Genomic DNA, 20326 nt, shown 5'->3' with positions numbered 1-20326 from the left:
CCCGCCAAGTTACTGGCGCGTAGGTCGAGGTCGGGACGGGCCGCGGCGCCCGCTCGGGGCCGGAGGTCCCTGGAGGACCGGCCCGGTGGGGAGGACGGTCGCCGGCGTGAGCGAGCACGTCCGGCACTCCGTCCGGCCGGCCACGTCCGGCGACGTCGACCGGCTGACCCGCACGCTGGCGGCGGCCTTCGCCGACGACCCGCTCTTCGGCCACCTCCTGCCGCCGGGGGTGCGCGCCCGGGACGAGCGGATCCGGCGGGTGTTCGCCATCGACGGCGCCCGCAGCCTGGCTCACGGCGGACTGTGGACGACGGCCGACGGGGACGCCGCCGCCGTCTGGTTCCCGCCCGGCCACTGGCGGGGCAGCACCCGGGAGGACCTGCGGGAGCTGCCGTCCTGGCTGCGGGTGGGTGGACGGCGGATGCCGTACTTCCAGCAGGTGCGCGCGGCGCTGTACGCCCACCACCGCGACCTGCCGCCGCACGTCTACCTGCTGTACGTCGGCACGCGCCCGGAGCGGCAGGGGCAGGGGCTCGGCGGCGCGCTGCTGCACGCGGTGCTGGACCGCTGCGACGCCGCGGGGGTCCCCGCGTACCTCGAGGCCACCTGCGAGCGGAGCGTCCCGCTCTACCGGCGCTGCGGGTTCGTCGAGCACGGGAGGCTCGACGTGCCGTCCGGCTGCCCACCGATGACCCCGATGTGGCGGGACCCCCGCTGACCTGCGGCGCCGGCGCCCCCGGCGGGGTCAGGCGGGCTCGAGCGCCTCCCGGTCGGACTCCAGGACGTCGGCGGCGGCGACCACGATGTTCGGGTCGGGCCGGCCGACGACGGCGTCGTCCTTGCCCTCGTAGTCCGAGCGGCACAGCAGGAACCGCATGGCCTCCAGGCGGGCCCGCTTCTTGTCGTTGCTCTTGATCACCGTCCAGGGCGCCCACGGGGTGTCGGTGGCGGCGAACATCGCCTCCTTGGCGGCGGTGTAGTCGTCCCACCGGTCCAGCGAGGCCAGGTCGGTGGGGGACAGCTTCCACTGCCGCACCGGGTCCAGCTGCCGCACGATGAAGCGGGTGCGCTGCTCGCGCCGGGAGACCGAGAACCAGAACTTGACCAGGCAGATGCCGCTGTCGACGAGCATCCGCTCGAAGTCCGGGGCCTGGCGCACGAAGCGCTGGTACTGCTCGTCGGTGGCGTAGCCCATCACCCGCTCCACGCCGGCGCGGTTGTACCAGGACCGGTCGAACAGCACGATCTCGCCGGCGGCCGGCAGGTGCTGCACGTAGCGCTGGAAGTACCACTGGGTCTGCTCGCGCTCCGAGGGCTTGTCCAGCGCGACCACCCGGGCGCCGCGCGGGTTGAGGTGCTCGGTGAACCGCTTGATCGTGCCGCCCTTGCCGGCGGCGTCGCGGCCCTCGAAGAGGATCACCACCTGCTGGCCGGTGTCCTTGACCCAGCCCTGGAACCGCAGCAGCTGGATCTGCAGCCGGCGCTTCTCGAGCTCGTACTCCTTGCGCGGCAGCCGCTGCTCGTACGGGTAGCCCTCGCGCCACGTCTCGACCCGCCGGTCGTCGGGGCCGTACAGCTCGCCGTCGTCGTCCCAGTCCTCGTCGGAGTCGGCGTCGGGCAGCGCCTTCAGCCGGTACCGGGAGAGGTCGATCGCGGAGGCCAGGGGCGGGGCGTCGGTGCTCACCGGCTCCTCCTACCCGCTCCGGCCGCCCCCGGCACGCCGCCGCTGCCATGCTGACGGCGTGTCCGACGCCTTCGCCACGGCCGAGCTGCGCGAACGCGTCCTGACCGCCTGGTCCGCCTCGCCGGCCCGGTTCCGCGAGGACGCCAACGCCGAGGAGGACCTGGTCCGCGGCGGCTACCGGGACCGGCTGCTGGTCGAGCTGGCGCAGAACGCCGCCGACGCCGCGGCGCGGGCCGGCGTGCCGGGCCGGCTGCGGCTGGAGCTGACCGGCGGTCCCGACGGCGCCGGCGGGCACGGCGTGCTGCGGGCGGCGAACACCGGCGCGCCGCTGGACGCCGCCGGGGTCGAGGGGCTGGCGACGCTGCGCGCCTCGGCGAAGCGGGACGAGGCCGGCAGCGTCGGCCGGTTCGGCGTCGGCTTCGCCGCGGTGCTCGCCGTGTCCGACGAGCCGGCCGTCGTCTCCACGACCGGCGGGGTGCGGTTCAGCGCCGCGGCCACGCTCGCCGAGGTCACCGCCGTCCCTGCGCTCGCCGCGGAGGTGGCCCGGCGGGACGGCGGGGTGCCGGTGCTGCGGCTGCCGTGGCCCGCGGACGGCGCGCCGCCGGCCGGCTACGCCACCGAGGTCGTGCTGCCGCTGCGGGCGGGCAGCCGCGCGGCGGTGCACGCCGCCCTCGGCGCGCTGACCCCCGAGCTGCTCCTCGCGCTGCCCGGCCTGGCCGAGGTCGAGGTCGTCGACGCCGGCGGCACCCGGGTGCTGCGCTGCGCCCGGTCGGGCGGCACCGCCCTGCTCACCGACGGCGGGCGGACGACGACCTGGCGGCTGGCCGAGCGCTCCGGCGAGCTGCCGGCGGAGCTGCTCGCCGACCGCCCCGTCGAGGAGCGCGCCCGCCGCGGCTACACGGTGACCTGGGCCGTGCCGCTGGACGACGACGGCCGCCCGGCGCCGCTGCCGGTGCCGCAGGCGGTGCACGCGCCGACGCCGAGCGACGAGCCGCTGTCGCTGCCGGCGCGGCTGCTGGCGCCCTTCCCGCTCGGCCCCGACCGGCGGCACGTGCTGCCCGGTCCGGTCACCGACGCGCTGGTCGACGTCGCCGCCGACGCCTACGCCGACCTGGTCGCGGCGCTCGCCGGCGACCCGGACGACCCGGCCGCGCTGGCCCTGGTGCCGCGGGTCGGCCTGGCCGCCGCGGAGCTCGACGCCGCGCTCGGCACCGCCGTGCTGGACCGGCTGCGCAGCTCCGCGTGGCTGCCGGCGGCCGGGCACCCGGGCAGCCGCCTCGCGGCCGGCCGCGCCGCCGTGCTGGCCGAGCCCACCCCCGAGCGGGTCGCCGCGCTCGTCGACGTCGTCCCCGGCCTGCTGCCCGAGGCCTGGTCGCGCCGGTCGCACGCGCCGGCGCTGGCCGCGCTCGGCGTCCGGCGGGTGGGCACGGCCGAGGTGGCCGAGGCGGTGAGCGGGGTCGACCGGCCGGCCGCGTGGTGGGCGCGGCTGTACGCCGCGCTGGACGGGGCGTCGCGCGAGGAGCTGGGCGCCCTGCCCGTGCCGCTCGCCGACGGCCGCCGCGCGCCGGGCCCGGCCGGGGTGCTGCTGCCCGAGCCGGGGCTGCCGGCGGCCGAGCTCGGGCCGCTGCCCCTGCGGCTGGCCGATCCCGGGGCCGCCGGCCCGCCCGCCGCCCGGCGGCTGCTCGAGCGGCTCGGCGCCCGGCCGGCGACCGCCGCGCAGGTGCTGGCCGACCCCGCCGTGCGGGCCGCGGTCGAGGCGTCCCTGGAGACGGCCGAGGACCCGACCGGCCACCCCGCCGCGCTCGCCGACGCCGTCCTGGCCCTGGTCGCGGCCGCCGCCCCGGCACCGGGGGAGCTGCCCTGGCTGGCCGACCTCGCGCTGCCCGACGCGGCCGGCGGGTGGGCGCCGGCGGGCGAGCTCCTGCTGCCCGGCTCGCCGTTCGCCGAGGTGGTGGAGCCCGGCGCGCTCGGCGTGCTGGACGCGGCGACGGCGGCCGCGCACGACCCGGCCGTGCTGCGCGCCGTCGGGGTGCTGGACTCCTTCGCCCTGGTGCGCGCCGACGACCCCGACGAGCTCGACGTCGACGCCGCCGCGGAGTGGGTGGACGCCGTCGTGGACCGCCTGCCGCCGGACGCCGAGCCGCCGCGGTGGCCGCCGGTGACCGCGGTCCGGGACCTGGAGCTCGTCACCGACTGGGCCCACGCCCTGCCCATGCTGGCCGCCCTGCCGGCGCAGGCGCGCGACGACGTCCGGCTGGGCGACGTCGCCGTCCCCGGCTACCTGCGCTGGTGGCTGCGCGGCCGCCCGGTGCTGGACGGCCGGCGCCCGGACCGGCTGCGGGCGCCCGACGGTGCGGAGCTGCAGGGGCTGTACGAGCCGGCGCAGGCCCCGCCGGAGGTGCTGGAGCTGCTGGCGCCGGCGGCCACGCTCGCCGAGGTGCTGGCCGACCCGGACGCCGCCGTCGACCTGCTGGACCGGCTCGGCGACCCGGCGCGCACGGTGCGGGCCGACGTGCTGCGCACCGTCCACGCGCGGCTGGCCGGCGCGCTCGACGGGCTGGACGTCGCGCCGCCGGCCCGCCTGCGGGTGGCGCCGGACCGGGTGGCCGACCCCGACCGCGAGCGCGTGCTCGTCCTGGACCTGCCGTGGCTGCTGCCGCTGGTCGACGGCCTCCTCGTGCCGGCCGGCGGCGCGCCCGGGCCGGTCGCCGACCTGCTCGACGTCCCGCTGGCGAGCGAGGAGGTCGCCGCGGCCGTGGACGGCCGGCCGGACCGGACGCTGCGCTGGGCCGACGTGCCGGGGGCGGCCCTGGCCGCGGCGCGCCTGGGGGTGCCGGAGCTGACCGGCCAGGTGGCGGTGCACGCCCGGCTGACCGCCGGCGGCCGGCCGGTGCCGTGGTGGCCGGACGGGGCGCGCGACCACGTCGACGGCACCCCCGCCGCGCTCGGCCGGGCGCTGGCGTGGCGGGCCGGCGCGTGGCCGCTGCGGCAGGCGCTGGCCGAGGCGTTCGCGCACCCCGACCGGGCCGACGTCCTCGCCGCGGAGGACGGGGTCTGAGACGCGCACGACCGCCGGCTCGTGGAGCCGGCGGTCGTGGGGTGGATGGGACGGGACGCGGCAGCGGGTCTACATCCAGCGCGGGATGGCCATGGCGCCCGGGGCGTGCCCGTGCGTCGCGGGCCGGCCCCCGCCGCGGCGGCCGCCGCCCGGGCCGCCGGACGGCACCCGCCCGGCGGACCGCCGGCAGCGGAACAGCGACAGCCACTGGTCGGCGGTGAGGTCGGTCACCCGGGCGGAGGGCGGCAGGCCGGCCGAGGCCAGCCAGCGGACCCCGGCGCCGCCGGGCAGCTGCGCGCGCAGCACCGGCCCGAGGGCGGACGACGGGGCCGACACGACCCCGTGCACCAGGCGCTCGAAGTCGGCGACGTCGGCGGCGGGGAGGCCGTCGCGGGCGACCGCGGCGGCCGGGGGCAGGGCGTGCAGAGGGCGTGACAAGACAGCCTCCAGCGGGAGGTGCGCGCCGGTGCGAGGGCAGCCGGCGACCGGGTACGGGCGGTGGGAGACGCGCGCGACGGCGCGACGGCGGGGAGCGGTGCTCGACCCGCGGGGTCCTTCCGGGCTGCTCAGGAGCGCATGGCGAGGACCGTAGGGGGCGCCCCGCGGCGGGCGCCAGCGGATTTCCGGGCGGCGGTCAGGCGCCGGCGTCGCCCCGGCCGGCCCGGTCCGCCCGCCGCGCCTGGTGCGCCTCCCACCGGGCCCGGTCGCGGGCGCGCGCGTCGGCGCCGCGGGCCCACTTCTCCTGCCGGCGGCGGGCGCGCTCCATCTCGCGCTCCTCGTAGGTGGAGTGCCGGTCCCAGTCGGCGGCGGCCGCGATCAGGGCCACGACGACCCCGCCGGCGATCGCCACCGCGGCGCCCAGCACCGGATCCAGGAGGAAGGCGGCCGCCGTGGCCACCGCCCACACCGTGATCCCGATCCCCAGTCGTCTGCGCACGACGACCAGTATCCGCGCCGGCGGAGGTGTCCGGCCGGTGTCGAACCGGGAACGGCCGGTCCACCTCCCTTGTCACCACCCGGCGGCGTCCGTAGCGTGCGGGGGGCGGTTCAACAGTCAGCCGCTGTACCGCCACCGTGCTCCTCGCCGCGCTGGGTCCGCTCCGGACGCAGCACTCCGTACGAGCCCGCCCCTCGAGAGGCGTCTCGTGACCACCAGCAGGACCGGCCCCCCACCCCCCGACCTGATGTCCGTGACGACGTCGCGCACCGACGCGACCGCCGCCGTCTCCGTCTCCGGGGAGGTCGACTGCTCCACCGCGCCCCGGCTGAGCGCGTGCGTCGACTCGCTGCTCGCCGCCGGCCCGGAGGAGCTCGTCGTCGACCTCTGCGCCGTCACCTTCCTCGACTCCGCGGGGCTGCACGCACTCGTCTCCGCCCGCGGCCGGGCGGCGCGGCTCGGCGTGCGGCTGCGCGTGCTGGCCGCCACCCGCGCGGTGCTGCGGCCCATCCAGGTGACCGGCCTGGAGGAGGTCCTGGGCGTCGAGATGGTCCGGCCGGGCGCCGGCGCGGCCTGACCCGGGGCCCGGCGCGGCACTCCCGACCGGGCGGGGCAGACTCGCAGTCGTCCAGGCGACCGGGTGCGTCGCCGCGTCGAGGAGGTCCCCGTGCGCACTGCCGTGATCTGTGAGCCCCTGCGGACGCCCGTCGGGGGGTTCGGCGGGTCGTTGCGCGACGTCCCCGTGCAGGACCTGGCCAGCACGGTGATCCGGGCGCTGATGGAGCGCACCGGCCTGCCGCCGGAGTCGGTGGACGACGTGCTGCTGGGCAACTGCTACCCGACGATGGAGGCCCCGGCGATCGGCCGGGTCGCCGCGCTGGACGCCGGGCTGCCGGTGACCGCCTCGGGGCTGCAGATCGACCGGCGCTGCGGGTCGGGGCTGCAGGCGGTGCTGTACGCGGCCATGTCGGTGCAGACCGGCGCGGCCGACGTGGTGCTGGCCGGCGGCGCGGAGTCGATGAGCAACGCGCCGTTCTACTCGACCGCGATGCGGTGGGGGGTCAAGGCCGGCCCCGGGGTGCTGCTGCAGGACGGGCTCGCCCGCGGCCGGGTCACCGCCGGCGGCGTGAACCACCCGGTGCCCGGCGGCATGATCGAGACGGCGGAGAACCTGCGCGCGGAGTACCACATCCCCCGCGAGGAGCAGGACGAGTACGCCGTCCGCTCCCACCAGCGGGCCGCCGCGGCCACCGAGGCCGGCCGGTTCGCCGAGGAGATCGTGCCGGTCACCATCAGCGGCCGGAAGGGCGACACCGTCGTCGACCGCGACGAGCACATCCGCCCCGACGCGAACGTGGAGACCCTGGCCAAGCTGCGCCCGATCATGGGGAAGTCCGACCCCGAGGCCACCGTCACCGCCGGCAACGCCAGCGGGCAGAACGACGGCGCCGCGGTCTGCGTGGTGACCACCCCGGAGAAGGCCGCCGAGTACGGCCTGCGCCCGCTGGCGAAGCTGGTCTCCTGGGCGGTGGCCGGCGTGCCGCCGAGGACGATGGGCATCGGCCCGGTGCCGGCGACGGCCAAGGCGCTGGCGCTGGCGGACGTGAAGCTCGCCGACGTCGACCTGATCGAGCTCAACGAGGCCTTCGCCTCCCAGGTGCTGGCCTGCACCCGGGAGTGGGGCTTCACCGAGACCGACTTCGAGCGGGTCAACGTCAACGGCTCCGGCATCTCCCTCGGCCACCCGGTGGGCGCCACCGGCGGGCGCATCCTGGCCACGCTGACCCGGGAGATGGCCCGCCGCGAGGCCCGCTACGGGCTGGAGACCATGTGCATCGGCGGCGGGCAGGGCCTGGCCGCCCTCTTCGAGCGCGCCTGACCACCACCCCCGACAGAGAGGCACAGCAGCATGAGTGAGTCCGCCCAGCGCGTCGCGATCGTCACCGGCGCCGCCCGCGGCATCGGCGCCGCGACCGCCGTCCGGCTGGCCGCCGACGGGTTCGCCGTCGCGGTGGTCGACCTGGAGGAGTCGGCGGCCAAGGGCACCGTCGAGGCGATCGAGGCCGCCGGCGGCCGCGGGCTCGCGGTCGGCGCCGACGTGAGCGACGCCGGGCAGGTGCAGGCCGCGGTCGACCGGATCGCCGCCGAGCTCGGCCCGCCGCTGGTGCTGGTCAACAACGCCGGGGTGACCCGCGACAACCTGCTGTTCAAGATGACCGAGTCCGACTGGGACCTGGTCATGGCGGTGCACCTGCGCGGGTCGTTCCTGATGACCCGCGCGGCGCAGAAGCACATGATCGACGCCAAGTGGGGCCGGATCGTCAACCTGTCGTCGACCTCGGCCCTGGGCAACCGCGGCCAGGCCAACTACGCCGCGGCCAAGGCCGGGCTGCAGGGCTTCACCAAGACGATCGCCATCGAGCTGGGCAAGTTCGGGGTCACCGCGAACTCGATCGCCCCCGGCTTCATCCAGACCGAGATGACCAAGGCGACCGCCGAGCGGATCGGCCGGGACTGGGAGGAGTACGTCGCCGAGCGTGCCGCCGCCATCCCGGTCGCCCGGGCGGGCCTGCCCGAGGACATCGCGCACGCCGTCTCGTACTTCGTCAGCGAGGGCGCGGGCTTCATCTCCGGCCAGGTGCTCTACGTCGCGGGCGGCCCGCGCACCTAGCTCGACGGGTCGCGGTCGGGGTAGCGCGCGCGGGCGAGGGCGTACAGCCCGAACGCGGCGAACCCGGCCGCGACCGCGCCGAGCAGCCACGGCCCGGCCTCCACCCCGGCCATGGCGGTCATCGCGCCGTCCAGACCGGTGGCGGTCGAGACGTCCGCCGACGTCGCCGCCCGCCACAGCAGGACGCCGACCAGCCCGAAGGCGACCCCCTTGGCCAGGTAGCCCACCCGCCCGGCCGCCTCGATGACCGGCTCCCACCGGTCGGGGGCGGCGGGCAGGTCGATGTCGCGCATGAACCCGCCGGTGACGCCCCGGGAGAGCGTGTACAGGCCGACGGCGAGGACGGCGACGGCGGCCGCGCCGACCGCCACCGCGCCGCCGGGCACCTCGAGCGCCTCGTCGGTGAGCTCGCGCAGCCGCTCGTCGGCCTGGTAGCCGGCGCCGGCCGCGAAGAGCAGGCCGGTCGCCCCCAGGACGGCGTAGACCAGCGCCTTGGCCAGGCACTTCGCGCACACCACCGCGGTGCGCACCCGGTGCCGGGCGTCGAGCAGGCCGCGCCACCACAGCAGCACCTCACCGGCCTGCCACAGCGCCAGCGACAGCAGCCCGAGGCCGATCGCCCACAGCAGCACCCGGCCGCCCGGACCGCCGGCGACGGTCTGCAGCGCGCCGGTCTGGTCGGCGTCGGCGGCGCCGACCCCGCGCGCCAGCTGCACCGCCAGCCACGCGATGAGCAGGTGCAGCAGCCCGTAGGCGACCAGGCCGGCCCGGGCGAGGGCCTGCAGCACGGGGTGGTCGGTGACCTCGCGGGCCCGCTCGACCGCCCCGGAGACGCGGGCCAGGAGGGCGCGGGTCAGCGGCATCCGCGTGCGGTGCCGCCGCGCCCCCCGTGGCGCCGCGCCCCGGTGCGGGGCGGCCTCACGTGCGCTCGGGGTAGCGGGCGCGGATCAGGCAGAAGACGCCGAACGCGGCGATGCCCAGCGCCACCAGGGTGAGCAGGAACTGGCCGAACGGGGCGTCGAGCACGGTGCGCATCGCCCCGTCGAGGCCGCTGGCCTTCTCCGGGTCGAACGTGACGGCGGCGTAGACGAGCAGCCCGCCGACGAGCGCCAGCGCGATGCCCTTGCCGGGGAAGCCGACCAGGCCCACCTTCTCGACCAGCCGGCGGGCGCCGGGGGAGGCGGAGGCGAGGTCGATCTGCTTGAGGAACTTCCGCGAGACGCCCTTGTAGACGTGGTAGACGCCGACCCCGACGAGCACCAGACCGGCCAGCCCGACCCACCAGCGGCCGCCGGGCCAGCCGAAGACGCCGGCGGTCGTCTGCTGCTGCTGCTGCGAGCTGGACCCGCCCGACCCGGTGGCGTACCGGATGGCCAGGACGGCGAGGGCCACGTAGACCACGGCCTTGGCGATCGACTTGACGATCTTGCCGGCCGCCTTCTTGCGGGCGTCGCCGCCGCCGCGCATCGCCCACCGCCAGCGCAGCACCTCCGCAGCCTGCCAGGCCGCCAGCGCGATCAGCCCGACCGCGATGACCCACAGCAGCGGCTTGCCGACCGCGGAGTCGGCGAGGGTGGCCATCGCGCCCGACTGGTCGGCCGACTCGCCGCCGCCACCGCCCCACGCCAGCTGCAGCGCCAGCCAGGCGATCAGCAGGTGCACCACCCCGTAGGCGAGCAACCCGACCCGGGCCAGGTTCTCCAGGCCGTCCCCGGCACCCGCCCGGCCCGCCGCGCTCGTCTGAGACCCGACGCTCATCCCGCTACCCCGTTCCTCCTGCCCCCGTGCGCGACGAATCTGGCACAGCGGGCACCCCCGCGCCCGGCGAGCGCTCCCCGGTCAGCCGACCGGGTGGCGGGCAGCGACCGGTGGTGCGCCGGCGGCCGCGCCCGGTGAGGGACACTGGCGGACGTGGCGAGTACGGCGATGACGACGGCGCAGGCGGACCCGGCGGTGGCCCGGCGGGCCTGGCCCCGGTGGCTGGCGCTCGGGATCGCCCTGGTCGCGGTGGCGGTGGTCGCCGCGTTCTGGACCGGCGGCGGCGCGCGGCTGCTGCTGGCGGCGCTGGGTCTGTTCGGCGCCGTCCGGGGTGCGGTGCTCGTGGCCCGCGCCGGGCGGGACGGGCTCGACCGGCAGGTGCGCGGCGTCGGGCTGGCCACGGCCGTCGCCGGCGCAGCCGCCCTCGCCGTCGCCGCCGTCCCCGGCACGCTCGCCGGCTGGGTGCTCCTCGTCGCCGCCCCGCTCGGGCTGCTGGCCACCTCCGTCGTCCTGCTCTCCCGCGGCGCCGTCGCCCGCCGCGGCGGGCTGGTCGCCCTGGTGTGGTCGGTGCTCGTGACCGGGCTGCTGGTCGGCACCGGGCTGGCCACCGACTGGGCGCGGGCCCGGGGTGGCGCCACGCTGGTCGCCGCGTTCGGCGTCGCCGCGCTCGGCCTGGTCCTGCTGACCGGCTCGGCGGGGCTGCGCGCCGCGGCCGCGCGCCCGGCGCCGCCGCAGCAGCCCGCCGGGTGCGCGGGCTGCGCGTGCGCCGGCGGCGGCTGCGGCGTCCTCTCCTAGCGGCTTCCCCTCCGCCCCGGCGTCCGACCCGCGGGAGATCGCGGCCGCGTCGTCCTGGGTCACGGCACCACCCACAGCCCGGCGCCGGCGCAGTTGGCGGCCACCACGAGCGCGCCGTCGGGCGCGACGCCGATGCCGGCGGCCGCGCCGGTGTCGGCGCACAGGTCGACGGTGCCGGTGACCCGGTCGTCGTCCCGGTCGACCCGGACGAGCTCGAGCCCCCGGGTCACGGCGACGACCTCGTCCCCGACGACCGCCAGCCCGGTGACCTCGCCGAGCCCGGCGGGCAGCTCCGCCGCGGTGCGGGCGTCGACGTCGACCTCGCGGACGCCGGCGGTGTCGCGGCCGGCGACGTAGACGCGGCCGTCGTCGGCGACGGCGAGCGCGGACACCGGCGGGCCGTCGAGGGCGAGGGCGTCGTCGACCGGGGTGAACCGCTCGGACTCGACGACGACCACGGCGGGCGTCCACGTCGTGGCGCCGGCGGCGCGCACGGAGAGCGCGACCGCCGTGTGGCCGCCGTCGGGGCTGGTGGCGAGCGCCTCGACCTGCACCCGGTCGTCCTCGCCGGCGACGGCGGAGACGTCGACGCGGGCCGACCAGGGGACGGTGCCGAGTTCCGGGTCGCCCGCCGGGTCGACCAGCAGCAGGAAGGGCGGCCCGTCGGTGCGGTCGCCGGCGACGACCACCCGGCCGTCGGGCAGCGCCGCCGCCGCGAGGCCGGCGGCGTGCTGCGTGCCGGGGAGCTCCTGCGTGTCGAGCACCTCGCCGGTGACCGGGTCGACCGTGGTCACCGCGTGGACGCCGGACACGGACGAGCCGACCCGGCCGACGACGTACGCCCGGTCCCCGGCCGGCAGGACGAGGTCGGGCTCGAGGTCCTGGAAGCGGACGGTGTCGTGCGCCGCGCGGCCGGCGGCGAGGTCCACGGTGGTGAGCGCGGACCGGCCGGCGGGGCCGTGCGACCAGACCAGCGCGGTGCCGTCGGGGGAGACCGTCACCCCGCCGGCCAGGTCGGCGTCGGCGACGTCCCCGGCGAGCGCGACGGTGCGGTCGAGCAGCACGGGGGTGCCGCCGGGGCCGTCGGGACCGTCGGGGCCGGCGCCGGCGGTGCAGCCGGCCAGCGCGCACGCTGCGGCCGCGGCGAGGGGGAGCAGACGTGGGCGCATCTCAGCCCACCGCCCAGACGACGGGGCCCGTGGTGCCCTCGTCACACACGCCGCTGACCCAGACGACCCCGCCGTCGGCGGCCACCGCGACGTCGTCGACGAAGCCGACGCGGCACAGATCGACGGTCGTGGCGGGCCCGCCGGCCAGGTCGGCGACGACGAGGGTGGGCACGTAGGTGTCGCGCTCGCGGACGGCCAGGTAGGCCGATCCGCCGTCCGGGTCGACGGCGAGCCCACCCGGGTCGAAGTCGTCCGGCAGCTCGGCGACCGTGGTGAGGACGTCGCCCGCGACGGCCACCAGCCGCAGCTGCTCGTCGCCGGGCCGGGCGGCGGACACCGCGGCGACCGCGGTGCCGTCGTCGAGGACGGCGACCTCGTGGACGCTGCTGGTCCCGGTGTCGGGCGCCAGCGCCAGCTCCTCGCCGGCCGGCTCGAGGTCGGCGTCCCAGCGGAGGAGCGTCGCGGAGGTGGCGGCCCCGCCGTCGATCACGCCGACGTCGACCCCGGCGACCACGCCGCCGTCCGGGACGGCAGCCAGCCCGCGGGCGGTCACCTCGCCGCCGCCGGGGACCTCGACGTCGGTCCGGGCGAGCACCGCGCCGTCGGCGGTGTCCACGGCGAACAGGACCGCCGGGGCGCCGTCGTCCTGGGCCAGCAGGTACAGCACGGCGCCGTCGGCGGAGAGCGCGGCGGCGACGGTGTCGGGGTCGGCGAGCTGCGGGTCGTCGACGTGCACCGTCTGCACGGAGTCCGTGAGCACGAGGAAGCCGAACCGGACGTCGGCGCCCGGCTCGCCGATCGAGCCGACGAGCACGGTCAGCCCGCCCTCCGGGCTGTGCGCGACGAGGACCGGGTCGTCGACCGCCGGGACGGTGGTCTCGGCGGTGACGCCGGGCTCGTCGGGTCCGCTGCCCGGCCCCTCGGGCGTGATCAGACCGAGGGCGACGAAGGTGGAGAGGTCCCCGCCCTCGTCGGACAGCTCGCGCAGCAACGCGACGGCGCCGTCGTCCCCGTCGGGCGCCAGCAGCGCCGCGCGGCGGTCCGCGGTGGCCGGCGCGAGCAGCGGGACCACCCGGACGTCCGGCGCGGCGGCGGGTGCCGGGGCCCCGGCCGGCCCGGCGCCGGCGAGCGGCGCGGCCGAACCGTCGATGCTCGAGGTGCAGCCGGCGAGCAGCAGCGCCGCCGTCAGCGCGCCGGCGGCGGGCAGGGATCGCGATCTCATGCGGCCACCCTCGGGGGCGGCGCTTGGGGAGCGCTGGCGCCGCACTTGTGTCCGTTGCCGTTCCGCGATCACCGGGGCGGGGTAGGGCAGGCCCGTGGGCGGACACGTCTTCGTCGTCGGGGCGGACCTGACGCGGCTGTCCTGCGACGACGTCCTGGTGCCCACCGGCCGGGCGCTGCGGATCGCGCCGAGCTGGCGGCCGCTGGTCCCCGCCGGGCTGGTCACCGCCGAGGACGCCGACGGCGTGTGCCTCGGACTGGAGTGGGCCGGCGACGAGCGGGTGCTGCGGCTGCCGGACGGCGACCCGTGCGTCTGGCTGGTCGACTCGGTGGACGACGACGGGCGCGGGCTGTCCTGGCTGCTCGACGGCGCCCGCGAGGCGCTGGCCGCGGTCGCCGCCCGCCCGGTGGACCGGCCGCGGCACGGGCGGGCGCGGCGGCTGGTCGGCCTCCCGGCGCTGGGCACCGGCTGGGGCGGTGCCGCCGGGGCCCGCGGGGAGCTGCTCCGGCAGCTGCTGCCGGTGCTGCGCGAGGCCGCCGGCGAGCACGGGTTCGACGTCGCCCTGGTGCTGCGCGGGCCCAGCGACCTGGCCGCCGCCCAGCGGGTCCGCCGCGGTCAGGACGGTGCCTGGGCGCTGCCGGAGCCGCTGGTGCACACCGCGCACGAGCTGGGCCGGATGGCCCGCCGCGGGCAGCTGGCGCTGTTCGTGGGCGCGGGCGTGAGCGCGGCCGCGGGCCTGCCCACCTGGGAGCAGCTGCTCGACGAGCTGGCGACCCGCTCCGGCCTCGACGACCGGCTGCGCGCCGGCCTCTCGCGGCTGCCGGCGCAGGACTCGGCCGCGCTGCTGGCGCGGGAGCTCGGCCGCGACCGGCTGGAGGCGTTCGTCAAGGAGCGGTTCGGGCCCGGCCGGTACGCGCTGGCGCACGCGCTGGTCGCCGACCTGCCGGTGCAGGAGTTCGTGACGACCAACTACGACCCGCTGGTGGAGCTGGCCGCCGGCGACATCGGCCGCGCGCTCACCGTGCTGCCGTTCGACGAGCCGCGGCCCGGCGCGCCCTGGCTGCTCAAGCTGCACGGCGACGCCGCGCACCCCGACAGCGTCGTGCTGACCCGGGAGGAGTACCTGGAGTCCGGCGACACCCGGACGGCGCTGGCCGGGGTGCTGCACTCGCTGCTGCTCACCCGGCACGTGCTGTTCGTCGGCACCTCGATGCTGGACGACGACCTCATCCGGATCGCCCACCAGGTGCGCCGCGCCGTGCAGCTGCCGGGGTCCTCGCCCGGCCGGCGGGCGGGGACGGTGCTGGCGCTGATGGAGGACCCGGCGCGCAGCCGGCTGTGGGAGCAGGACGTCACCACCGTGGCCATGGCCACTGCCGACGCCTCCCCGGCCGAGGCCGCCCGCCGGCTCGAGGTGCTGCTGGACCTCATCGGCTGCCTGGCCACGCCGCCCACCGGCTACCTGCTCGACCCCTCCTACCGCGGGCTGCTCGACGAGGAGGAGCGGCGGCTGGCCGAGGCACTGCAGCCCGTCGCCGACGCGCTCGCCGACGGCGGCGGGCGGTCGTCGGCCGCCGAGGAGGTGGCCGCCCTGCTGCGCCGGCTGGGCTCGGGCGCCTCCGCCGGCGAGCCGGCCGCCGGCACACCGGCGGACGGGCGCACCGAGCCCCGCGACGACCGGGTCCAGGAGCAGCGCCCCGGCTGAGCGGACTCGTCTCACCGGCGACGGACGCATCCGCCCGGGGCGGCACCCCGTGCGTCAAGGCTCGGCGAGGGCGGCGCGGAGGACGGCCAGGAGCCGGACGTGGTGGCTCAGCAGCGCTGCACGGTGCCCGTCCGGACGCAACGCGGCGACGTGCCCGGCCGCCGTCCAGATCTCGTCGCCGTCATCCGTCGCCAGTAGGGCGCGCTGGACGGCGGGGGCGGTGGCCAGCCGCCGCGCCCGCGGGTCGTCGGCGGCACCGAGCACCCGCCACCGGGCGTCGAAGCGGGTGTCGCCGCTCGGGAGGTCGACCAGCCCGTCGTGGTCGTGCGCCCACAGCCGGGCGGGCGTCCACCGGATCCTCGGCGCCCCGCTCGGCCAGGAGAGCGCGGTCACCGCCCACTCGACGATCCACCCCGTGGACGCCGAGACGGCGATCTCGAAGGCCAGCGCTCCGCCGTCGTCGATCCGGCCGGCGCGGACGTCCCGCGGGTGGTGGTCGTCGCCGATCCGCCGTGCCGGCGCGGTGCGGACGAGTTCGGCGGCGACGGACCACTCCAGGTCGGATCGATCGACCGGCCTCCAGTCCGGCGGGTGCCAGCCGGCGCCTCCACCACGGTCCGGCTGGTCTGCGAACACCTCGTCCGCGAGCCCCCTGCTGTGCCCCCGCCCCATGCCGAGGCCGTTCCGGCCGGGGCCTCCGAAGGCCCGCTGAGGCCGACCGAAGTGCGGGTGCTCCGGGCCGGGAGGTCTGTCGCTCACCGTGGTGCCCACCGCCCTCGGACCCGCTCGGCATCCAGCCGGAGGGCTGCTGCGGCTCCCCAGGGGGCCACGGTCACGACTTCGTGTTCTTCTTGCCGCTCTTCTTCCCGCCCTTCTTGCCCAGCTCGCTCTGGGCGGCCGAGCTGGTGCGCGGGTTCTCCTTGCCCTCCTTCTCCGCCTTGGCGTTCGCCTTCTTCGCCGTGCTGCTGCCCTTGCCGCTCTTCTCGGCCATGCCCACCTCCGGTCGCGGGTCGCCGACCGGGTCGGACGACTGGAGCGCAGCACTACCCCCACCGACCAGCGCAGACGCCCTCACGCCGGTCGGTGTGCCGCGGGTCGTGGTCCGGCCGCGTGGGTGCCGGTGACCGGCGGCCCGGCAGTACCGTCCCGGCATGGCGGCCCTGGTCATCACCGTCGTGGTGCTGTCGGGCGCGCTCGGGCTGCTGGCGCAGTGCCGCCTCGCTCGGCGTGAACGGACCGACGGGCAGGACGCCGCCGAGGGCATCCCGCTGACCGACCTGCTGGCTCCCGTGCGCATCCTCGTCGCGCTCGTCCTGGCGTTCGTCCTCGTCCAGACGTTCTCCTCGTACGAGGACGCCAGCGACGCCGCCGAGGACGAGGCCGGCGCCGTGGCGACGGAGGCCGTCGCCGCGGCGCTCCTCCCGTCGCCGACCGGACCGGAACTCGTCGGCCTGCTGCGCTGCTACGCCCGCGCCGTCGCCGGCCCCGGGTGGGCCTCGCTCGAGGAGACCCGCCGGACGTCGTCGATCTCCAGCGACGCCGATGCGCGGGTCGCGGCCGCCGTCGCCCGGGCGCAGCAGGGCGGCATCAGCGAGACCCTGGTGGGCGAGGTGGTCACCGCCGAGCGCGACCGCGTCGCGGCCCGGCGGGACCGTCTCGCCGAGGCCGCGCCCTCGGTGCCGGCCATCGTGACGGCACTGCTGGTCGGCTGCGTCGCCATCACTGTCGCGTCCACGGCCGCCTTCGCCGGCCGCCGGATCCGCCCGAGCCTGCGGTGGGCGCTCCTGGGCCTCACCGCGCTCATCTTCACGGCGTCCCTGCTCGTGATCCTCGACCTCGACCGCCCCTTCGGAGGCGTGGCCCGGATCGACCCCACGGCCATACGTTCCGTCGAGGAGCAGCTCGGCACCCTGCCCGCCGGGGCCGACCCGCCCTGTGACCGGTCGGGTGAGTCGCTCACCGGTGACTGAGCCCGTGGGCGCGCGCCGGTGCCCCGCGCCCGGGAGGCCGCGGCGATGGCCTCCAGGGCGGTGGCGACCTTCTGCCCACCGACGGCGTCCAGGGTGCCGCGCAGGGTCCAGCCGCCGTCGGGATGCTGCACGAGCGTGACCGCCCGCTCCTCGGTGGGGTCGGGTTCGGGCCCGTCGGGGTCGAGCCGGGCCAGGTAGTCGGCCACGGTCAGCCGCAGATCCCGGTGGGTGCCGTGCACGGCGACGGTGACCAGCGCGGCCTCCACCTGCGCGAGGTCGATGCCCTGCGCGGCGGCCCGGGCCTGGTGGGCCGGGGTGGCGATCGGGGCGATCACCGCGACGTGGTCGGCGCCCAGCTCGCCGTCGGTGAAGGCGCGGCGGTCCGCGGCAGGTGCTCCAGCACCCGGCCGTGGCCGACCAGCCGCCCGGCCAACGCGCCCGACAGGCCCAGGTGTCCGCGCAGCCACGCTTGGGTGGTCGGGATCCCGTCGTGCTCGCTGGCGCCGCGGACGTCCACCCGGCGGGCCACCCGGGTGACGTGGGCGGTGATGCGGTGCACGGCGGTCATCGCCTCGCGCAGGACGTCCAGCAACGCGCCGTCGGACAGGTCGTCCAGGTCCAGGGCGGCGAGCTCGTCGAGCACCGACTGCAGCTCGCCCATCCCGCCTCCCGACCGCTTCGAACCTGTGTTCGATTCTAGCGGTCCCGGGGGAGCCCGACGAGATGAATCCCCAGGTCAGACGGCTGTCCACAGATTGCGCGCGCCACTTGACGGACGCCGGGATACGTCGCGGCGAGCCCGTACCCGTGTCGGAACACCACGGTCTGGGCAGCAGGACGAGCATGCGTCTGGAGAACTCCCCGCTGCTGTTCGCCAAGGGCTACGGCTGGCTGCCCGACGCGCGCCGCGCGCGGGGACGCCGGACCGTCGGCGTCCGCCTGGGCGGGCTTCCGGCGACCGGCATCGTGGGCCCGGACGCGGGGCGCTTCCTCTACGACGAGGACCACGTCCGCCGGGCGCACGCCATCCCTGAGCCGGTGCAGGGCACGCTGTTCGGCAAGGGCGCGGTGCACACGCTCGACGGTGACATGCACCGGATGCGCAAGGCGATGTTCGTCGCGCTGCTCATGGGGGACGGCGTCGCGTCCTTGGTGGAGCGCGCCACCGCCGCCTGGGACGACGCGGCCGCCGGCTGGGCCGGGCGGGAGATCGTGCTGTTCGACGAGGCCGCGCAGGTGCTCGCCGGCTCGGTGTGCCGCTGGGCGGGCGTCCCGGTGTCCGACGACCCGGCCGCCGCCGACGGGGTCCCGGCGGTCGCCCGCGACCTGGTGGCGATGGTCGACGGCTTCGCCACCGGCGGACCGCGGCACTGGCGGGCCCGCCGCGCCCGCGGCCGGCGCGAGGCCTGGCTCGCCACCCTGGTCGACGACGTGCGCGCCGGCCGGCGGGAGGTGCCGACGGGCTCGGTGGTCGACGTCGTCGTCCACCACCGCGACGCCGACGGGGAGCACCTCGACCCGCACACCGCCGCCGTCGAGCTGCTCAACGTGATCCGGCCGACGACCGCGATCGCCTGGTTCCTCGCCTACTCCGGCCACGCGCTGGTCCGCTGGCCGCACCACCGGGAGCGGCTGGCCGGCGGCGACCCGGCGTTCGCCGAGGCGTGGGCGCACGAGGTCCGCCGCTTCTACCCGTTCGCGCCGTTCATCGGCGGCCGGGCACCCCACGAGGTCGAGTGGGACGGCGTGCGGATCCCGAAGAACTCGATGGTCCTGCTCGACCTGTGGGGCACCAACCACGACCCCGAGCTGTGGCCCGAGCCCTACGCCTTCCGTCCCGAGCGCTTCCTCGACCGCGAGATCGGCGCCTTCGAGCTGGTGCCGCAGGGCGGCGGCGACCCGCGGACCAACCACCGCTGCCCGGGCGAGCAGGTCACCGTCGGCCTGCTGTCCGCGCTCGCCGTCCGGCTGGCCCGGCTCGACGCCGAGGTGCCGGAGCAGGACCTCTCGATCTCCCTGCGGCGGATCCCCGCCCGGCCGGCCAGCGGCGTGGTGCTGCGCGTGCGGGGCTGAGCGCTCAGCGGGGCTCGAGCACCCACAGCTCGGCCTCGGACCCGCACTCGCCGACCGCGACCAGCCCCCCGCCCGGCGCCACGGCGAGCGCGCCGGCCGACCCGTCGCAGAGCCCGAGCGGGGCGGTCGCCTCGCCGTCGGCGAGACCGACGCGGCTGAGCGACGTGTCGTCCCCGTCGCCGGGCGCGGCGTGCAGCACCCAGGCGGCGCCGCCGGCGATCACCAGGTCGGCGGCCTGGCCCTCCAGCCGGTCCTCGTCCGGATCGGCGCGCACCTCGGCCCCGGTCGCCCCCGGCTCGACGGCGACCAGGCGGGCATCCAGGTCGGTGCCGGCCGCGGCGACCGCGTAGACGGTGCCGTCCGCGTCGACCGCCACCGCCTCGACCTGCGCGGAGCCGGCGTCCGGCACCAGGTCGACGGCCGGGCCGTCCGGGCGCAGGTCCGGGCCGACCGTGGCGAGGACGGCGCGGAAGCCGCCGGCGATGCCCTCCCACTCCGGCGAGAACGCGACGACGCCGACCGCGATCCGCGTCCCGTCGGCGTCCACGGCGAGGTCGGCGAGGTCGAGCAGCTGGGCACCGTCGGCGGCCTCCCCGAGGTCCAGCTCGGCGGTGGCGACCACGGCCGCGGTGGCGACGTCGACCAGCATCAGCAGCGGAGCCTGCGGCCCGTCGCCCACCCGGGAGAGGGCCACGACCACCCGGCTGTCGGGCAGCGCCACCGCCTGCACGAGGTCGGGCAGGACCTGCCCCTGGGCCGGCGTCTCCACCGGCACGGCGGGCCCGGCCGTCCCGGCCGCCGGGTCGACCGGCACCAGGACGACGGAGCCCCCGGGATCGCCGTCCACCCAGCCGACCGCCACCTCGCCCGCCGCCGTCCGGACGACGGTGTACAGCTCGCCGAGGCCGGGCAGGGTCACCGCCCCGACGACCTCGCCGTCGGCCGAGACCGCCGTCAGGCCGACCCGGTCGGTGCCGCGCAGGAGGACCGTGCGGGTGCCGTCCTCGGCCACGGTCACCGCCGTCGGCTGGTACAGGTCGCCGGTCGCGGGGTCGCCGGGGACGGTGACGACGACGCCGGCCGTGACGTCCACCTCCGGGGGGTCCGCCCCGCAGGCGGCCAGCGCCAGCAACGGGACCGCCAGCAGCGGGACGGCGCGGCCGGCCGTGGTGCGCCGGCGGGGCAGACGGGTGGGCATCGGGGTGCCTTCGTGTCGATCGGTGCGGACCCGCTCACGGTGGGCGAGGGCGCTTGGGGAACGCCTGCACGCGGGTTGGACGGGCG

At 77.9% G+C, this 20326-nt stretch carries 20 protein-coding genes; 9 read left to right on the top strand and 11 right to left on the bottom strand.

Annotated elements, in window-relative coordinates:
• Positions 1 to 106 precede the first annotated feature (106 nt).
• A complete protein-coding gene (locus ACI79F_RS18570) occupies positions 107 to 718 on the top strand; it encodes a GNAT family N-acetyltransferase (RefSeq protein WP_456547274.1) in 612 nt (203 codons plus the stop codon).
• Between the two features lie 27 nt (positions 719 to 745).
• Here ACI79F_RS18570 and ppk2 read toward each other — a convergent pair whose 3' ends face one another.
• On the bottom strand, positions 746 to 1684 hold the full coding sequence (gene ppk2 / locus ACI79F_RS18565) for a polyphosphate kinase 2 (protein WP_456547273.1): 939 nt from the start codon (positions 1682 to 1684) through the stop codon (positions 746 to 748).
• 58 nt (positions 1685 to 1742) lie between these two features.
• Between ppk2 and ACI79F_RS18560 the strand changes: the two genes are divergently transcribed.
• Positions 1743 to 4742 (top strand): sacsin N-terminal ATP-binding-like domain-containing protein, encoded by a 3000-nt coding sequence (locus ACI79F_RS18560; protein ID WP_456547272.1) that lies wholly within the window; start codon positions 1743 to 1745, stop codon positions 4740 to 4742.
• Between the two features lie 69 nt (positions 4743 to 4811).
• Here ACI79F_RS18560 and ACI79F_RS18555 read toward each other — a convergent pair whose 3' ends face one another.
• Positions 4812 to 5180 (bottom strand): hypothetical protein, encoded by a 369-nt coding sequence (locus tag ACI79F_RS18555; RefSeq protein ID WP_456547271.1) that lies wholly within the window; start codon positions 5178 to 5180, stop codon positions 4812 to 4814.
• 196 nt (positions 5181 to 5376) lie between these two features.
• On the bottom strand, positions 5377 to 5679 hold the full coding sequence (locus tag ACI79F_RS18550; RefSeq protein ID WP_456547270.1) for a hypothetical protein: 303 nt from the start codon (positions 5677 to 5679) through the stop codon (positions 5377 to 5379).
• A gap of 208 nt (positions 5680 to 5887) precedes the next feature.
• On the opposite strand from ACI79F_RS18550, the gene ACI79F_RS18545 reads away from it, so the two are divergent.
• The 3 genes from ACI79F_RS18545 to fabG all read left to right on the top strand — a co-directional run bounded on the left by ACI79F_RS18545 (position 5888) and on the right by fabG (position 8350).
• A complete protein-coding gene (locus ACI79F_RS18545) occupies positions 5888 to 6256 on the top strand; it encodes an STAS domain-containing protein (RefSeq protein ID WP_456547269.1) in 369 nt (122 codons plus the stop codon).
• A 90-nt stretch (positions 6257 to 6346) separates the two neighbouring features.
• The gene (locus ACI79F_RS18540; protein WP_456547268.1) at positions 6347 to 7558 is read left to right on the top strand and encodes an acetyl-CoA C-acetyltransferase; all 1212 of its coding nucleotides are present in this window, start codon (positions 6347 to 6349) and stop codon (positions 7556 to 7558) included.
• A 30-nt stretch (positions 7559 to 7588) separates the two neighbouring features.
• The gene (gene fabG, locus ACI79F_RS18535; RefSeq protein WP_456547267.1) at positions 7589 to 8350 is read left to right on the top strand and encodes a 3-oxoacyl-ACP reductase FabG; all 762 of its coding nucleotides are present in this window, start codon (positions 7589 to 7591) and stop codon (positions 8348 to 8350) included.
• Here the strand turns inward: fabG and ACI79F_RS18530 are convergent.
• Both ACI79F_RS18530 and ACI79F_RS18525 read right to left on the bottom strand, forming a co-directional pair.
• Entirely contained in the window at positions 8347 to 9213 is an 867-nt protein-coding gene (locus ACI79F_RS18530; protein ID WP_456547266.1) for a DUF1206 domain-containing protein, read from the bottom strand. The genes fabG and ACI79F_RS18530 overlap by 4 nt on opposite strands.
• Positions 9214 to 9268: 55 nt before the next feature.
• Positions 9269 to 10108, bottom strand: a complete 840-nt coding sequence (locus ACI79F_RS18525) for a DUF1206 domain-containing protein (protein ID WP_456547265.1) — start codon at positions 10106 to 10108, stop codon at positions 9269 to 9271.
• A gap of 153 nt (positions 10109 to 10261) precedes the next feature.
• Here ACI79F_RS18525 and ACI79F_RS18520 point away from each other — a divergent pair, with 153 nt between their 5' ends.
• A complete protein-coding gene (locus tag ACI79F_RS18520; protein WP_456547264.1) occupies positions 10262 to 10903 on the top strand; it encodes a hypothetical protein in 642 nt (213 codons plus the stop codon).
• 59 nt (positions 10904 to 10962) lie between these two features.
• Here ACI79F_RS18520 and ACI79F_RS18515 read toward each other — a convergent pair whose 3' ends face one another.
• Positions 10963 to 12072, bottom strand: coding sequence for a hypothetical protein (locus tag ACI79F_RS18515; protein ID WP_456547263.1), 1110 nt, complete (start codon positions 12070 to 12072; stop codon positions 10963 to 10965).
• A 1-nt stretch (position 12073) separates the two neighbouring features.
• Positions 12074 to 13294 (bottom strand): hypothetical protein, encoded by a 1221-nt coding sequence (locus tag ACI79F_RS18510; protein WP_456547262.1) that lies wholly within the window; start codon positions 13292 to 13294, stop codon positions 12074 to 12076.
• A gap of 94 nt (positions 13295 to 13388) precedes the next feature.
• Here ACI79F_RS18510 and ACI79F_RS18505 point away from each other — a divergent pair, with 94 nt between their 5' ends.
• Positions 13389 to 14999: an SIR2 family protein gene (locus ACI79F_RS18505; RefSeq protein ID WP_456547261.1), complete on the top strand. Its 1611-nt coding sequence runs from the start codon at positions 13389 to 13391 to the stop codon at positions 14997 to 14999.
• A 54-nt stretch (positions 15000 to 15053) separates the two neighbouring features.
• Here ACI79F_RS18505 and ACI79F_RS18500 read toward each other — a convergent pair whose 3' ends face one another.
• Positions 15054 to 15635, bottom strand: a complete 582-nt coding sequence (locus tag ACI79F_RS18500) for a hypothetical protein (protein ID WP_456547260.1) — start codon at positions 15633 to 15635, stop codon at positions 15054 to 15056.
• Positions 15636 to 15831: 196 nt separating this feature from the next.
• Complete coding sequence (locus ACI79F_RS18495) at positions 15832 to 15990, bottom strand: hypothetical protein (protein WP_456547259.1); 159 nt, start codon at positions 15988 to 15990, stop codon at positions 15832 to 15834.
• Positions 15991 to 16150: 160 nt separating this feature from the next.
• On the opposite strand from ACI79F_RS18495, the gene ACI79F_RS18490 reads away from it, so the two are divergent.
• Positions 16151 to 16969: a bestrophin-like domain gene (locus tag ACI79F_RS18490; protein ID WP_456547258.1), complete on the top strand. Its 819-nt coding sequence runs from the start codon at positions 16151 to 16153 to the stop codon at positions 16967 to 16969.
• A 331-nt stretch (positions 16970 to 17300) separates the two neighbouring features.
• Here ACI79F_RS18490 and ACI79F_RS18485 read toward each other — a convergent pair whose 3' ends face one another.
• Complete coding sequence (locus ACI79F_RS18485) at positions 17301 to 17630, bottom strand: hypothetical protein (RefSeq protein WP_456547257.1); 330 nt, start codon at positions 17628 to 17630, stop codon at positions 17301 to 17303.
• Positions 17631 to 17812: 182 nt separating this feature from the next.
• On the opposite strand from ACI79F_RS18485, the gene ACI79F_RS18480 reads away from it, so the two are divergent.
• Positions 17813 to 19042 carry a cytochrome P450 gene (locus ACI79F_RS18480; RefSeq protein WP_456547256.1) on the top strand — a complete coding sequence of 410 codons (1230 nt, stop codon included), beginning with the start codon at positions 17813 to 17815 and terminating at the stop codon, positions 19040 to 19042.
• A 4-nt stretch (positions 19043 to 19046) separates the two neighbouring features.
• Here ACI79F_RS18480 and ACI79F_RS18475 read toward each other — a convergent pair whose 3' ends face one another.
• The gene (locus tag ACI79F_RS18475; protein ID WP_456547255.1) at positions 19047 to 20240 is read right to left on the bottom strand and encodes a hypothetical protein; all 1194 of its coding nucleotides are present in this window, start codon (positions 20238 to 20240) and stop codon (positions 19047 to 19049) included.
• Positions 20241 to 20326 lie beyond the last annotated feature (86 nt).

Source organism: Blastococcus sp. SYSU D00868, assembly GCF_054050575.1.
This window is presented reverse-complemented; position numbering and strand designations above follow the sequence as displayed.